This is a genomic window from Enterococcus diestrammenae (assembly GCF_049384045.1).
Classification (GTDB): Bacteria; Bacillota; Bacilli; order Lactobacillales; family Enterococcaceae; genus Enterococcus_C; species Enterococcus_C diestrammenae.
Genome location: NZ_JBMRGR010000001.1, coordinates 272,504 through 286,092 on the forward strand (window position 1 = coordinate 272,504; position 13,589 = coordinate 286,092).

Here is a 13,589-nt window from a genome sequence, read left to right on the forward strand (position 1 = left end):
TTTAAATGGAGGAAGAAAATTATGGACTTGAATTCAATCGCAGCAGCAATCGCAGTATTAGGTGCCGCAATCGGTGCCGGTTATGGTAATGGACGTGTTATTTCACAAACTTTGGAATCCATGGCACGCCAACCTGAAATTGCAGGTCAATTACGTTCAACAATGTTTATCGGGGTTGCCCTAGTTGAAGCTGTGCCTATCTTGGGTATCGTAATTGCTTTTATTCTCGTATTGATGTAGAAGACTATAGGAGCGGAAGTCAACGTTATAAAATTTGTCTTTCGCTTTTTTGAGTGCTTTAATCGGGCACGAGTTAATCCTAAGTAAAGGAGCACAAGCGTATGCTGGATCATTTGGTACTTGCAGAGATTACCAATACAACAATCTCTAGCATGGTGGTCGTCACTGGATCGTTTTTGATCCTGTTGGCCCTCTTGAAGAAATTCGCCTGGGGACCGATCACCGAAATAATGAAAAAACGTGAAGATCAAATCGCCAATGATTTAGATTCAGCCGAGCAGTCTCGTATCAAAGCGGCAAAGATGGAAGAAGAGCGTCAGCAAAAACTGATGGCTTCTCAATCTGAAGCAGCTGGGATCATCAAGACTGCCAAGGACAGTGGAGAAGCCAGCCGTCAAAAAATCTTGGAGGAAACCAAAGAAGAGGTTTCCCGCTTGAAGTCAAAAGCTCAAGTGGATATCGAAATGGAAAAAGAAAATGCCTTAACATCAGTTAAAGATGATGTGGCTGAACTTTCTCTCCAAATCGCAGCCAAGATCTTGAATAAGGAACTTTCTGCTGATACTCATGAATCATTGATTGATCAATACATTGAAGGCCTAGGTTCTCAACATGAAGCTAAATAAGCACACGGTGGGCAAACGTTACGGCAAAGCTCTCTTCGAACTGGCGGCAGAAGAGAATCAGTCGGAGGCAGTCTATCAAGATTTGTTGAAACTACGTCAGATTTATCAAGAAATCCCTGATCTAGGCAACATGCTCAGTGATGTCCGCCTAGATCTCGCAGCGAAAAAGCAACTGCTCGGACACTTGACTGCCGGATTCGACGGTCTTGTAAAAAACTTCCTATTAGTAGCCGATCGTTACAATCGTATGGCGGATGTGCCATTGATTATTGACGACTATGAACTGCGCTACGATGAAGAAAAAGGCTTGATTTTAGGAACGGTGACTACTGCGGTAGCTATGAGTTCTGAACAAAAGAGTCGTCTGGAAGCGTCTGTTGCTAAACGTCTTGGTTACGAAACAGCCCAATTGACTGCAAAAGTCGATCCCCAAATCGTTGGTGGCGTGGTAGTGGAAGTCCAAGATCGGGTCATCGATGGTAGTGTTGCCGCTCAATTGGCAAAGCTGCGTGACTTATTAAAATAAGCTGTTTCAGTGAAGCAGCACATTAGGTATTTCGGCTAAAAAGCGTAGAAAGTTCGGTGATAAGCCTAAAATCCCACGTGACCAAGAACGTCACTGTGGTATTTCATTCTTATCACTCACTTTCTGGGCAACGCTTTTTAGCACATTAGGTAAGAAGAGGTGAATCGAATGGCCATCAAAGCTGAAGAAATCAGCGCTTTGATTAAAGAGCAAATAAAAAATTACCAAAGTGAGCTTTCAGTTGAAGAAGTCGGCACTGTCACCTACGTAGGGGATGGTATCGCACGGGCTCACGGTTTGGAAAACGCCATGAGTGGTGAGTTGTTGGAGTTTTCCAACGGCGCATTCGGTATGGCACAAAACTTAGAAACAAATGATGTCGGGATTATCATCTTAGGGGATTTTGAATCCATTCGTGAAGGTGACAAAGTAAAACGGACTGGCAAAATCATGGAAGTTCCGGTTGGGGACGCAATGATTGGCCGGGTCGTAAATCCTTTGGGCCAACCAATCGATGGTTTAGGTCCAATCAATACGGATAAATTCCGTCCAGTTGAAGCAATGGCACCAGGGGTTATGCAACGGAAATCCGTTTCTGAACCAATGCAAACTGGTTTAAAAGCCATCGATGCCTTGGTACCAATCGGTCGTGGTCAACGGGAACTGGTCATTGGTGACCGGAAAACAGGTAAAACTTCCATCGCCATCGATGCCATCATCAACCAAAAAGGCCAAGACATGATCTGTATCTATGTCGCTATCGGTCAAAAAGACTCAACTGTCCGGGCTCAAGTGGAAACATTGCGCAGTTATGGTGCGATGGATTACACAATTGTTGTTTCTGCCGGCGCATCTCAACCAGCACCAATGCTCTACATTGCACCTTATGCTGGGACTGCGATGGGTGAAGAATTTATGTATAACGGCAAACATGTGTTGATCGTATTCGATGACTTATCAAAACAAGCCGTTGCTTACCGTGAATTATCCTTGCTGTTACGTCGTCCACCAGGTCGTGAAGCTTACCCAGGGGATGTTTTCTACTTGCATTCTCGTCTTTTGGAACGGGCTGCGAAATTATCTGATGAACTGGGTGGCGGTTCGATGACTGCCTTGCCATTTGTTGAAACACAAGCTGGAGATATTTCTGCTTATATTCCAACCAACGTTATTTCTATCACTGACGGTCAAATCTTCTTGGAAAGTGATTTGTTCTATGCCGGAACGCGTCCAGCCATTGATGCTGGGTTGTCTGTATCCCGTGTAGGGGGTTCTGCGCAAATTAAGGCGATGAAGAAAGTTGCTGGTACGTTGCGTTTGGACTTGGCTAGTTACCGTGAATTAGAAGCCTTCACACAGTTTGGTTCTGATTTGGACCAAGCGACACAAGCCAAATTGAATCGTGGTCGCCGGACCGTGGAAGTCTTGAAACAAAAACTTCACAATCCATTGGCAGTGGAAAAACAAGTCGTTATTTTGTACGCCTTGACCCACGGCTTTATCGACAGTATTCCAGTAGGGAAAGTCTTGGATTTCCAAGAATTCTTATTTGAACAAATCGAAGCAAATCACAATGACTTGTTTGAAACGATTCGCTCTACGAAAGATCTGCCAGACAACGAAAAATTAGATGCGGCGATTAAAGAAGCCAAAGACCTCTTCATGGCTTCTAATAGTCGGACGGCTACCGCTCAAGAAAAAATGAAAACCATCGAAGCTGATCGTTAATCCGTCAGTAGGTGGAAAAAGTGATTTTTGTGAAAATCACATCATTAGTATGAGAAAGGATGCCAGTTCGACTTGCATGTATAATCTAGTCGAATGGTATACGGCTCGAAAATAGAAGTGATTTTTGTGAAAATCACATCATTAGTATGAGAAAGGAGTGATTGGACATGGGTGCTTCCTTGAATGAGATCAAGCAGCGCATCGCTTCCACCAAAAAGACCAGTCAAATTACCAATGCCATGCAAATGGTGTCGGCTTCAAAATTGACGAAATCCGAGAGTAATTCCCGAGATTTTCAGGTCTATGCACAAAAAGTGCGGGAAGTCGTCACTCATATGACCGCTCAAGAATTGACAGATATCTACACCAATAACGTGCAAGATGGTGTCAATTACAACAGCATGCTCATCAGTCGTCCTGTTAAAAAAACCGGCTACATCGTGATTACTTCTGACGGTGGACTAGTCGGTGGTTACAACAGTTCGATATTGAAGCAGATGATGTCCATGCTCAAAGATGACCATGATTCACAAGAGGACTACGTGATGATTGCCATCGGTGCTACTGGAGCGGATTTCTTCAAAGCTCGGGGCATCGAGTTGGCTTATGAATTGCGAAACCTCTCGGATCAGCCAGGCTTTGAAGAAGTTCGCAAGATCGTGACGATGGCCACTACTATGTATCAAAATGAAGTGTTTGATGAGCTATATGTTTGTTATAACCATCATATCAATTCACTGACCAATCAGTTCCGGGTTGAAAAAATGCTCCCCATCTCTGACTTGGATCCAGATGAAGCGGAAAGCTATGAGCAAGAATATCTTTTCGAACCTTCAAAAGAAGCGATTTTGGATCAATTGTTGCCACAGTATGCCGAAAGTTTGATTTATGGCGCGATTGTGGATGCCAAAACAGCTGAACACGCTGCCGGAATGACAGCGATGAAAACCGCTACCGACAACGCCAAGAATATTATTGGTGATCTGACAATCTCTTATAACCGAGCGCGTCAAGGTGCCATTACCCAAGAAATTACCGAAATTGTTGCCGGGGCAGCTGCCCTAGAGTAACAGACAAACTTGTGCAGTGATGGGGGAAGCCAACCGCTTAAACACCATTCGCGCAACAAGAAGTAAAACAAGCTTTGAGACGTAGAAAGTTTGATAAGCTCAAAGCAATAAGTTGGCAAAAACCGCCAACCTAGTTGCTTCGTTTTGATCACTCACTTTCTAAGCGACGCCCCAAAGCACACTAAGCAAGGAAGGCTTGAATGGGTTGAAGAATCGGTAGTAAGCCCAAACAATCAGGGTGGCAAAGCACCACCATGATTATTCGTTTTTACTACTCATCTTCAGAGCTACCCATCCAAGCACACTAAGCAAGGAGGAAAACACATGAGTTCAGGCAAGATTGTTCAAGTCATCGGTCCCGTTGTCGACGTGGAATTCTCATTGGATCAGTCATTACCGGATATCAATAACGCCCTCGTGGTGTATCGAAACGATGAACAAAAGACTAGGATCGTCTTGGAAGCAGCATTGGAGCTAGGTGATGGAGTGATTCGTACCATCGCTATGGAATCTACAGACGGTCTGCAACGAGGGATGGAAGTTGTCGATACTGGCAGTGCCATCTCCGTACCAGTTGGACAAGACACGCTTGGTCGTGTGTTCAACGTATTAGGCGATACCATCGATATGGAGGCACCATTTCCTGCTGATGCGCCTCGGAGTGGTATCCATAAAAGCGCCCCAGCTTTTGACGAATTAAGTACCAGTACCGAAATTTTGGAAACTGGGATTAAAGTAATCGACTTGTTAGCCCCTTACCTAAAAGGTGGGAAAGTCGGCCTCTTCGGTGGTGCCGGAGTTGGTAAAACCGTCTTAATCCAAGAATTGATTCACAACATCGCCCAAGAACATGGTGGGATTTCCGTGTTTACCGGTGTTGGTGAACGTACTCGTGAAGGGAACGACCTCTTCTATGAAATGAAGGATTCTGGCGTTATCGAAAAAACAGCCATGGTGTTCGGGCAAATGAACGAGCCACCTGGTGCCCGGATGCGGGTTGCCTTGACTGGTTTGACTATTGCGGAATACTTCCGTGATGAAGCCGGACAAGATGTGTTGTTGTTTATCGACAACATCTTCCGTTTCACCCAAGCCGGTTCTGAAGTATCTGCCTTGTTAGGTCGGATGCCATCAGCCGTTGGTTACCAACCAACTTTGGCAACTGAAATGGGTCAATTGCAAGAACGGATTACTTCTACTAAAAAAGGTTCTATTACCTCGATTCAAGCAATCTATGTACCAGCCGATGACTATACTGACCCAGCGCCAGCGACAGCCTTTGCCCATTTGGATTCAACTACCAACTTGGAACGTAAATTGACGGAACAAGGGATTTATCCAGCCGTGGATCCATTGGCGTCATCTTCTAGTGCCTTGACACCAGAAATCGTCGGTGAAGAGCATTACCGCGTGGCGACAGAAGTCCAACATGCATTGCAACGTTACCGTGAATTGCAAGATATCATTGCTATTTTGGGGATGGATGAACTATCTGACGATGAAAAAGTGCTCGTTGCACGGGCTCGTCGGATTCAATTCTTCTTGTCACAAAACTTTAACGTCGCTGAACAATTTACTGGTTTACCAGGATCTTATGTGCCAGTTGAAGAAACCGTCAAAGGCTTTGCTGAAATCTTAGACGGGAAATACGATGATCTCCCAGAAGAAGCCTTCCGTAGTGTTGGTCGAATTGAAGACGTCGTAGAAAAAGCGAAAAAACTGGGCTATTAACAGCTGACGCTAAGAAGTGAAGGGAGAGGTGGCCCATGGAAGAAAGATACTTAACCGTGAATGTGGTAACACCTGATGGTTTGGTTTACGACCACCATGCCCGAATCGTTGTAGCAAAACTAGTCAGTGGGGAAATCGGGATCATGCCTCGCCATGCTCCGATTATCGCCCCTTTGGATATCGATGAAGTCCGTGTTAAACGGGTGGATTCTGATACTCACGTGGATTGGATCGCTGTCAATGGCGGCATCCTAGAAGTCCGCGACGATGTAGTTTCCATCATCGCCGATAGTGCTGAACGGGAACGGGATATTGACGTAAGCCGGGCAGAACGGGCGAAGATTCGCGCAGAAAAAATGATCGAAGAAGCCAAACAATCCGAAGATGTCGATCAATTGCGTCGGGCGACTGTCGCTTTGCATCGTGCCATTAACCGGATCAATGTATCAAAACATGGTTAGTTCAATCGCGGCGACAGGCTTTGTAAGTCCGCGTACATGATGAAGATAGCAACTTTTAAAGGGACTATCCGATAGTGTTAATCCAAAAAACATCTCGTGATTATTCACGAGATGTTTTTTTCAATTTTTCAAGAGCGGTAGAGGCTCCTTTAGCTTTTCCAATATACAGCAAACTGCCTCTGGGACTTAGCAGCTGGCATATTGAAAACACAAAAGACGAGCAGACTGGTTTCTCGCAAAGCTTCGGGAAACCTGATAAACTATGGGTAACTGAATAACAACGAAGGCTATTTTATCTTTTTGCTAGCTGGAGTTATGGTTCTGTGGGTCACTAGGTTTACGAGGAATGAAAACAGTAATGTAAATTTTAAGAAAATGTTAATTGTAGGCCAAATAGCTAGTCATTTTTTATGAAAATTTTTTCGAAAAAATGTCCATTATTTCCTTGTTATTTCGCGAATTTTCCTGTTTCAAAAGTGCAGGAGGCATTAAAAACCTTTTGTTATCGCACTTTTTCAACCCTAGTTAGAAACCTTGTCACAACAGTCATGAGAGCTTAGGAAGCTTTTAAAAAACCTTTAAAAGTTTTGAGGCAAGAAAAGTAATTTTTCATTCTAGCGTATTTATGGTACTATCTACGTATTGAGTTTTTTGAAAGAAGGGGTGCTATGCAGTTCTATGGAACGGACGCTGTGGTGCGCATTGTCAGCCACTTGGCATTTATTTATTTGGCCTTTTGGGGCTTGAAAGCCATTCGTCTGGATACATTCTTTCGTGCTTACCACACCCACCAAGTGCGCTTGGTCTTGTCATTGGTTGCCATCGTAGTCGGCTATCAGGCGAGTACCTTTTTCTTAGAGCTCTTGGCTTTATGCAAAAACATCTTTTTGACATTTACAAATTAAAAAATACAAAACCCATGCGTACAAGTGACGCGAATGGTGGGAATTTTGGCTGCTAAGAAAGTCAAAGCTATTCTGGAGGGAATATTATGGAAGAGATCATCGTCCAAGGTGGAAATCAACTAAAAGGTACAGTAAAAATTGAAGGCGCTAAAAATGCCGTATTACCAATCCTAGCCGCAACTTTGCTAGCGGAAGAAGGCGTGACGACCTTAAAGAACGTACCAATCTTGTCCGATGTATTGATTATGAATGAAGTCATTCGTCAGCTAAATGTCGCTGTTGATTTTGATCAAGCGAGCAATCAAGTGACGATCGATGCAACCAAACAATTGAAAGTCGAAGCCCCTTACGAATTGGTTAGCCAAATGCGAGCTTCCATCGTAGTCATGGGACCTCTTTTGGCCCGCAATGGACATGCCAAAGTAGCGATGCCTGGTGGCTGTGCGATTGGCAAACGTCCCATCGATTTGCATCTAAAAGGTTTTGCTGCGTTAGGTGCCACCATCAATCAACGTGACGGCTATATCGAAGCCATCGCTGAAAATGGTTTGCGAGGCAATAACGTCTACTTGGATTTCCCAAGTGTCGGTGCAACCCAAAACATCATGATGGCAGCGGTCAAAGCAAAAGGCACAACCATCATTGAAAACGTTGCTCGGGAACCTGAAATTGTTGACCTAGCCAATATCTTGAATAAAATGGGTGCTTCCATCCATGGAGCTGGGACTGAAACGATGCGTATCGAAGGCGTGGATCATCTTCATTCCGTGACCCATTCCATCGTGCAAGATCGGATCGAAGCCGGGACCTTTATGGTAGCGGCCGCAATGACGCAAGGGGATGTCTTGATTTTAGATGCCATCAGTGAGCACAACCGTCCCTTGATTTCCAAATTGACGGAAATGGGTGCGAAAATCACTGAAGAAGAAAATGGGATTCGTGTTGTTGGTCCTGCAGTCTTGAAACCAACTGATGTGAAGACGATGCCTCATCCAGGGTTCCCAACAGATATGCAAGCGCAAATGACAGCTGTTCAAATGTTGGCAAAAGGGACAAGCATCGTCACAGAAACTGTTTTCGAAAATCGTTTCCAACACTTAGAAGAGATGCGTCGAATGAATGCTCATGTGAAAATCGACGGCAACGTGGCCATCATTGAAGGGGGCCATCCGATGCAAGGGGCGTTGGTATATGCTACTGATTTGCGGGCTGCCGCTGCGTTGATCTTGATGGGTTTGACTTCAAATGGCATCACTCGCGTACGTAATTTGAAATACTTGGACCGGGGCTATTACCAATTCCATAAAAAATTACAGGCTCTTGGCGCCAATGTTCAACGGGTAGACACGGAAGAAGTCGTCGCTAACGAAAATCAAACGACCACGATTGCTTAATTAGTAAAATGAATCCCGCTTTTTTTAAAAGAGGCTAGTCGGCTACACTTCTTTAGCTGGCTAAGAATACGATAAAGGTAGGTGTTCCCATGCGTTTAAATCGTTATATTTTGACGACTCTGGTCAAGATTTTAGTCGTTATTTTGTTGGCGTTGGGATTGTTTATTCTCGGCACGATGATTGGTTATGGCGGTATCGGTGGTGGCATGCCTTTGAAAGTATTCTACCCAGGCCTCTGGACCCACATTTTAGATTTCATGAAATAGCTTTAGCAGCCAGTCACTCTTATTGCAGAGTGACTGTTTTTTTGACTTAATTGTTACAAAAATGTAATAGTAGTCGTTTTTTACGATAATCCTAAGGCAAAAGCGGCTAAATTCGTGAGCTTTTACAAAACCATGGGCATCCAAAAGGTTACCAAACAATTTTCATTTTATTTTAATCTATGTTTGTTCATTCACTGTTAAATCAGTTGTTTTGGATGCTTGATAATCACCAGATAATGATAATCAGATGAAAGTGTTTCAATTGTAACAAGATAGAGAGCGCTTTACACTCCTCTGTTAATTGCGCTTAACCCGTTTGTAACCAACGGCAAGAGAGGGCGTGTTAAGATATTCCTCGTGAGCAAGTAGGAGGGAAATAGCACTTTATGAATACACGTCTATGGCCACTGATTGGAGCGACCGCCGTATTAGCGTTTGGCAGCCTTTTACCAGTATACGCCAACGAGAATCAATCAGAAGATGCGCCTATCAAGCAAGAAATCGTAGCAAAAGAAACTGTTATGAACTTATCTGCTTCATTGGCAGAAGTGAGTCAAGATAATCAAGCCGTTACTTTGGTGAAAGCAGATATTGCTGCCAAAGAACAAGCCGCTAAGGAAAAAGCCGCCAAAGAAAAGGCTGCTCGTGAGAAAGCTGCGAAAGAAAAGGCAGCCAAAGAGAAAGCAGCTAAAGAGAAAGCCGCCAAGGAAGCTGCTGAAAAGGCCGCTAAAGCAGCTGCCGAAAAAGCAGCTCAAGAAGAAGCTGAACGGGTTGCGGCGGAAGAAGCTGCTGCAGAAGAACAGGCTTCTACTGCCCCAAGTGGAGGTCAGACCATCACGATGGAATCGACTGCCTATAGTTCTGATCCAGCTGATTCATTGGGTGGGGGACATATCACCGCAACAGGTCAGAATCTATTAGAAAATCCTATGGCAGTAGCTGTGGATCCTAACGTCATTCCCCTGGGGACAAGATTGTACATTGAAGGGTACGGCGAAGCTTATGCAGTAGATACTGGTGGTGCCATCCGTGGCAATATCATCGATGTTCATTTTTCTACCGCTGCCCAGTGTTACGCTTGGGGCCGTCGTCAAGTTCAAGTGACAATACTAGGTTAATTATGATTGAATGGTTAATTGAGATCGAGGCGGATGCTTCGGTCTTTTTCTTTGCTGGAAAGGGATCTTTGAAATGGGGCTCCTAGATTCTGGCGAAGCAATGAAGCCGATGCAGTCCGTCAGTTTCAATCCTTGAAATTTGATAGGAAAGAAGCTATGATTTGAAATGTAGAAAGAAGGAAATGTGATGAAGCGTATCATGATTGCGCTGGTGCGAGGGTACCAACGGTTTATTTCCCCGTTATTTCCCCCCAGCTGTCGCTATTACCCCACTTGTTCGAGTTATATGATTCAAGCCATTCAAGTTCATGGTGCCTTTAAAGGGCTTTTGATGGGGACGGCCCGGATTTTACGTTGTCATCCTTTCGTACGAGGTGGCATCGATTATGTCCCCCGCAATTTTTCCCTAAAACGCAATACCGTGGATAAAGAACGTCCCAATTATACTTTTCGCAAAGGAGTTCCCAATAAATGATCATGATCAGTGAGCTGCCCCATCAAGAGTTTCCTCGTTTGTTAAACTGGGCGTTGTTACTAGATGCTGATCCCAATGTGGCCCTTGTTAAAAGTTACTTAACCAGGAGCCGCGTCTTCGTGGCCTTCGAGACTGAAGCAATGGCGAAGGGAAAGTCGCAGCTTCCGGAGACTGCTAAGGAAGTTATCGGGAGTTTGGTCTTTGAAAAGCAAGCAGCAAACTGGGAGATTTTGAACGTCGCAGTGGCGCCCCAACGACAGGGGCAAGGCCTCGGTGGCAAACTGATGGATGCTTGTTTAGCAAACATCGATGCAGAAGCCGATAACTTGCCCATCATTGTCAAAACCGGAGATCTGACTTCACCAGCCTTAAGCTTGTACCAGAAAAAGGGTTTTGACCAAATCGCTCTTGTGAAAGACTATTTTGTTCAGCATTATCCCGAGCCTATCTTTGAGGACGGACAACAACTCCGCAACCAAGTTATTTTGGAAAGAAAACCTAGGTAATAACAAAAGCAAGAAAATAAAGCTGTCTCCAATGTTGGAGCGGCTTTTTTTTGACTTGATTTCTGCTTTCGTCTGGGAGAGTTGAGAATGTGGTTTCAAGCATTTTAATAAAAGGCAAGCCTTCAAGTGTCAGTTCTTTTGAAGAAAGGTTAGTGAATTAGTTTGGGATTTTTACTCAATATGATAAAATGATAAAAATAAGATTAGCTTTAAATGATTTTTAGCTGGGGAAGATTGCAAGAAATCTGAATTTTAGAAAATGGTGGATTTATTTCTCTGAATAAAAGGAATTTTCAGACAATTGTATTGACTTGTCATGAAAGTTTCAGTATATTTGTAAACATACTTGAAGAGAGATTCTTTTATAATTATTAAGAATTTGGAGGAAAAGCGATGAAAAAGAAATTGGCGTTTTTGTTTATGGGGATGCTGCTGTTGTCAGCTTGTAGTGCGGCACCGAAAGGATCGGGAACAGCCGGTTCGGCGACAGCTGATGGGGGCAACAAGCAGAGTGGCGACACCATTAAGCTGGGAATGAATATGGAATTATCCGGTGATGTGTCTGCTTACGGGAACCAAGAAAAAGAAGGAATCGAAATGGCCGTTGCGGAAATCAACGAGGCTGGTGGAATTGATGGAAAACAGATCGAATTGATCACAAAAGACAACAAATCCAACAGTACCGAGGCGGTCTCGGTAACTACGAGTTTGGCGACGCAAGATCAGGTGGTGGCAATCTTGGGCCCAGCGACTTCTGGTGCGGTGAAAGCTGCTTTACCAAATGCGACGAAAGTCCAAGTACCATTGGTGACACCTTCTGGTACGGATGACTCCATTACCCTTCAGGATGGCAAGGTGCAGGAATATGCTTTCCGTACTTGCTTCCAGGATAGTTTCCAAGGTAAAGTCTTGGCTGTCTATGCTCACGAAACCTTAAAAACCGATAAGGCGGTTATTTTGGGGGACAACTCCAGTGATTATGCCAAAGGGTTGACCAAAGCCTTTAAGGATGCCTACGAAGGGGAGATTGTCGCAGAAGAAAACTTTACTAAAGGGGACAAAGACTTCCAAGCTGTCTTGACCAAGATTAAAGACAAAGACTTTAACGTGATGTATTTGCCAGGGTATTACGGGGAAACAGGCTTGATTACCAAACAAGCTCGAGAAATGGGGATTGACGTTCCAATTTTGGGCCCTGACGGTTTCTCTGATCCAAAATACGTGGAAATTGCTGGCAAAGAAAATGTCAATGATATCTATTATGCTTCTCATTTCTCAACGAAAGTGGACGCAAGTGAAAAAGTGACGACTTTCATCGATGCTTTCAAAACAAAATATGGGAAAGAACCCTCTTCTTTCAATGCCTTGAGTTATGACGCAGTTTACATGGTGAAACAAGCGATTGAAGAGCAAGGGTCTGCTGATTCAACAGCCATCACCAAAGGCTTAGCAGAGCTGAAAGATTTCGAAGGGGTCACTGGCAAGATGACGATCGACAAGGATCATAATCCTGAAAAATCAGCCGTGGTTTTGGGGATGCAAGAAGGTGTCGAAGCCTCTGCTGATGTGGTGAACCCGTAAGATAAAAAAACCAAGGTGGAACGTCTTTTGTAGGCGTTCCTCTTTTGGGCTAAAAGAAGGGCAGTGTGACGCTATGGAAATAATCCTGCAACAGTTAGTCAATGGGCTGTTTTTAGGCTCGATCTACGCTTTATTGGCTCTCGGCTATACGATGGTCTATGGCATTATTAAACTGATTAACTTCGCTCATGGTGAGGTTTATATGATTGGGAGTTTTATCGGCTATTTTATTTTAAACTACAACGAGAATATCGGCTTTTTCCCGGCGATGATTGTTTCAATGGTAGTCTGCGCCGTACTGGGAGTCTTGATTGAGTTTCTGGCCTATCGTCCGTTACGAAAAGCCACTCGAATTTCAGCTTTGATTACAGCTATCGGGGTCAGCTATTTACTTCAAAATGTGATGACTTATTTTTTCAAGTCGGATGCGCGGTCGTTTCCTCAAGTGATTCAGCAACAAAGCTATGATTTAGGAATCATCAAAGTCAGCAATATTCAGTTGATTATTTTATTCGTCTCTTTGTTATTGATGGTTTTGCTGCAAGTCATCATCCAAAAGACCAAGATGGGGAAAGCCATGCGGGCGGTTTCTGTCGATGGGGATGCTGCGCAATTGATGGGGATCAATGTCAACCGCACGATTTCCTTTACTTTTGCGTTAGGCTCGGCTTTGGCGGCAGCTGGGGGCATGTTGATCGGGTTGTATTACAATTCCATCGATCCCATGATGGGAGTCGCCCCTGGGTTGAAATCCTTTGTAGCTGCTGTGTTAGGTGGGATTGGCATCATCCCAGGGGCAGCATTGGGAGGCTTTGTGATTGGTTTGATCGAAACAATTGCGACGGCGTTAGGTTTCTCGGCGTTTAAGGATGCCTTGGTGTATCTGGTGCTGATCATCATCTTGTTGGTGCGTCCAGCGGGGATCTTAGGCAAAAATATCAAAGAGAAAGTGTAGGTGCTAG

Annotated in this window: 15 protein-coding genes; all 15 read left to right on the plus strand. The window is 44.2% G+C overall.

Going from position 1 to position 13,589, the window contains the following annotated elements; translation table 11 throughout:
- Positions 1-27 precede the first annotated feature (27 nt).
- The 15 genes from atpE (at position 28) to ACO03U_RS01390 (ending at position 13,582) form a co-directional block, all read left to right on the plus strand.
- A complete protein-coding gene (atpE, locus tag ACO03U_RS01320) occupies positions 28-240 on the plus strand; it encodes an ATP synthase F0 subunit C (RefSeq protein WP_161869654.1) in 213 nt (70 codons plus the stop codon).
- A gap of 101 nt (positions 241-341) precedes the next feature.
- On the plus strand, positions 342-866 hold the full coding sequence (atpF, locus tag ACO03U_RS01325; RefSeq protein ID WP_161869643.1) for a F0F1 ATP synthase subunit B: 525 nt from the start codon (positions 342-344) through the stop codon (positions 864-866).
- Positions 853-1,392 (plus strand): ATP synthase F1 subunit delta, encoded by a 540-nt coding sequence (gene atpH / locus ACO03U_RS01330; protein WP_161869642.1) that lies wholly within the window; start codon positions 853-855, stop codon positions 1,390-1,392. Before atpF ends, atpH begins: the two co-directional genes overlap by 14 nt.
- Before the next feature lie 168 nt (positions 1,393-1,560).
- Entirely contained in the window at positions 1,561-3,120 is a 1,560-nt protein-coding gene (gene atpA, locus ACO03U_RS01335) for a F0F1 ATP synthase subunit alpha (RefSeq protein WP_204684693.1), read from the plus strand.
- Between the two features lie 167 nt (positions 3,121-3,287).
- Positions 3,288-4,190, plus strand: coding sequence for a F0F1 ATP synthase subunit gamma (locus ACO03U_RS01340; RefSeq protein ID WP_204684691.1), 903 nt, complete (start codon positions 3,288-3,290; stop codon positions 4,188-4,190).
- Positions 4,191-4,514: 324 nt separating this feature from the next.
- Complete coding sequence (gene atpD / locus ACO03U_RS01345; protein WP_161869639.1) at positions 4,515-5,921, plus strand: F0F1 ATP synthase subunit beta; 1,407 nt, start codon at positions 4,515-4,517, stop codon at positions 5,919-5,921.
- Positions 5,922-5,956: 35 nt separating this feature from the next.
- Positions 5,957-6,382 (plus strand): F0F1 ATP synthase subunit epsilon, encoded by a 426-nt coding sequence (locus ACO03U_RS01350; RefSeq protein WP_161869638.1) that lies wholly within the window; start codon positions 5,957-5,959, stop codon positions 6,380-6,382.
- Positions 6,383-7,050: 668 nt separating this feature from the next.
- Entirely contained in the window at positions 7,051-7,287 is a 237-nt protein-coding gene (locus ACO03U_RS01355) for a DUF1146 family protein (RefSeq protein ID WP_161869637.1), read from the plus strand.
- Positions 7,288-7,373: 86 nt separating this feature from the next.
- The gene (murA, locus tag ACO03U_RS01360) at positions 7,374-8,681 is read left to right on the plus strand and encodes a UDP-N-acetylglucosamine 1-carboxyvinyltransferase (RefSeq protein ID WP_161869636.1); all 1,308 of its coding nucleotides are present in this window, start codon (positions 7,374-7,376) and stop codon (positions 8,679-8,681) included.
- An 89-nt stretch (positions 8,682-8,770) separates the two neighbouring features.
- Complete coding sequence (locus ACO03U_RS01365) at positions 8,771-8,947, plus strand: DNA-directed RNA polymerase subunit beta (RefSeq protein ID WP_161869635.1); 177 nt, start codon at positions 8,771-8,773, stop codon at positions 8,945-8,947.
- Positions 8,948-9,333: 386 nt separating this feature from the next.
- Positions 9,334-10,065, plus strand: a complete 732-nt coding sequence (locus ACO03U_RS01370) for a 3D domain-containing protein (RefSeq protein WP_204684689.1) — start codon at positions 9,334-9,336, stop codon at positions 10,063-10,065.
- Between the two features lie 187 nt (positions 10,066-10,252).
- The gene (yidD, locus tag ACO03U_RS01375) at positions 10,253-10,540 is read left to right on the plus strand and encodes a membrane protein insertion efficiency factor YidD (protein ID WP_161869633.1); all 288 of its coding nucleotides are present in this window, start codon (positions 10,253-10,255) and stop codon (positions 10,538-10,540) included.
- Complete coding sequence (locus tag ACO03U_RS01380; protein WP_423104381.1) at positions 10,537-11,046, plus strand: GNAT family N-acetyltransferase; 510 nt, start codon at positions 10,537-10,539, stop codon at positions 11,044-11,046. The genes yidD and ACO03U_RS01380 overlap by 4 nt, the downstream gene beginning before the upstream one ends.
- A 393-nt stretch (positions 11,047-11,439) precedes the next feature.
- Complete coding sequence (locus ACO03U_RS01385; protein WP_204684687.1) at positions 11,440-12,627, plus strand: ABC transporter substrate-binding protein; 1,188 nt, start codon at positions 11,440-11,442, stop codon at positions 12,625-12,627.
- A gap of 73 nt (positions 12,628-12,700) precedes the next feature.
- Positions 12,701-13,582 carry a branched-chain amino acid ABC transporter permease gene (locus ACO03U_RS01390; protein WP_204684685.1) on the plus strand — a complete coding sequence of 294 codons (882 nt, stop codon included), beginning with the start codon at positions 12,701-12,703 and terminating at the stop codon, positions 13,580-13,582.
- The last annotated feature ends 7 nt before the right edge of the window (positions 13,583-13,589 follow it).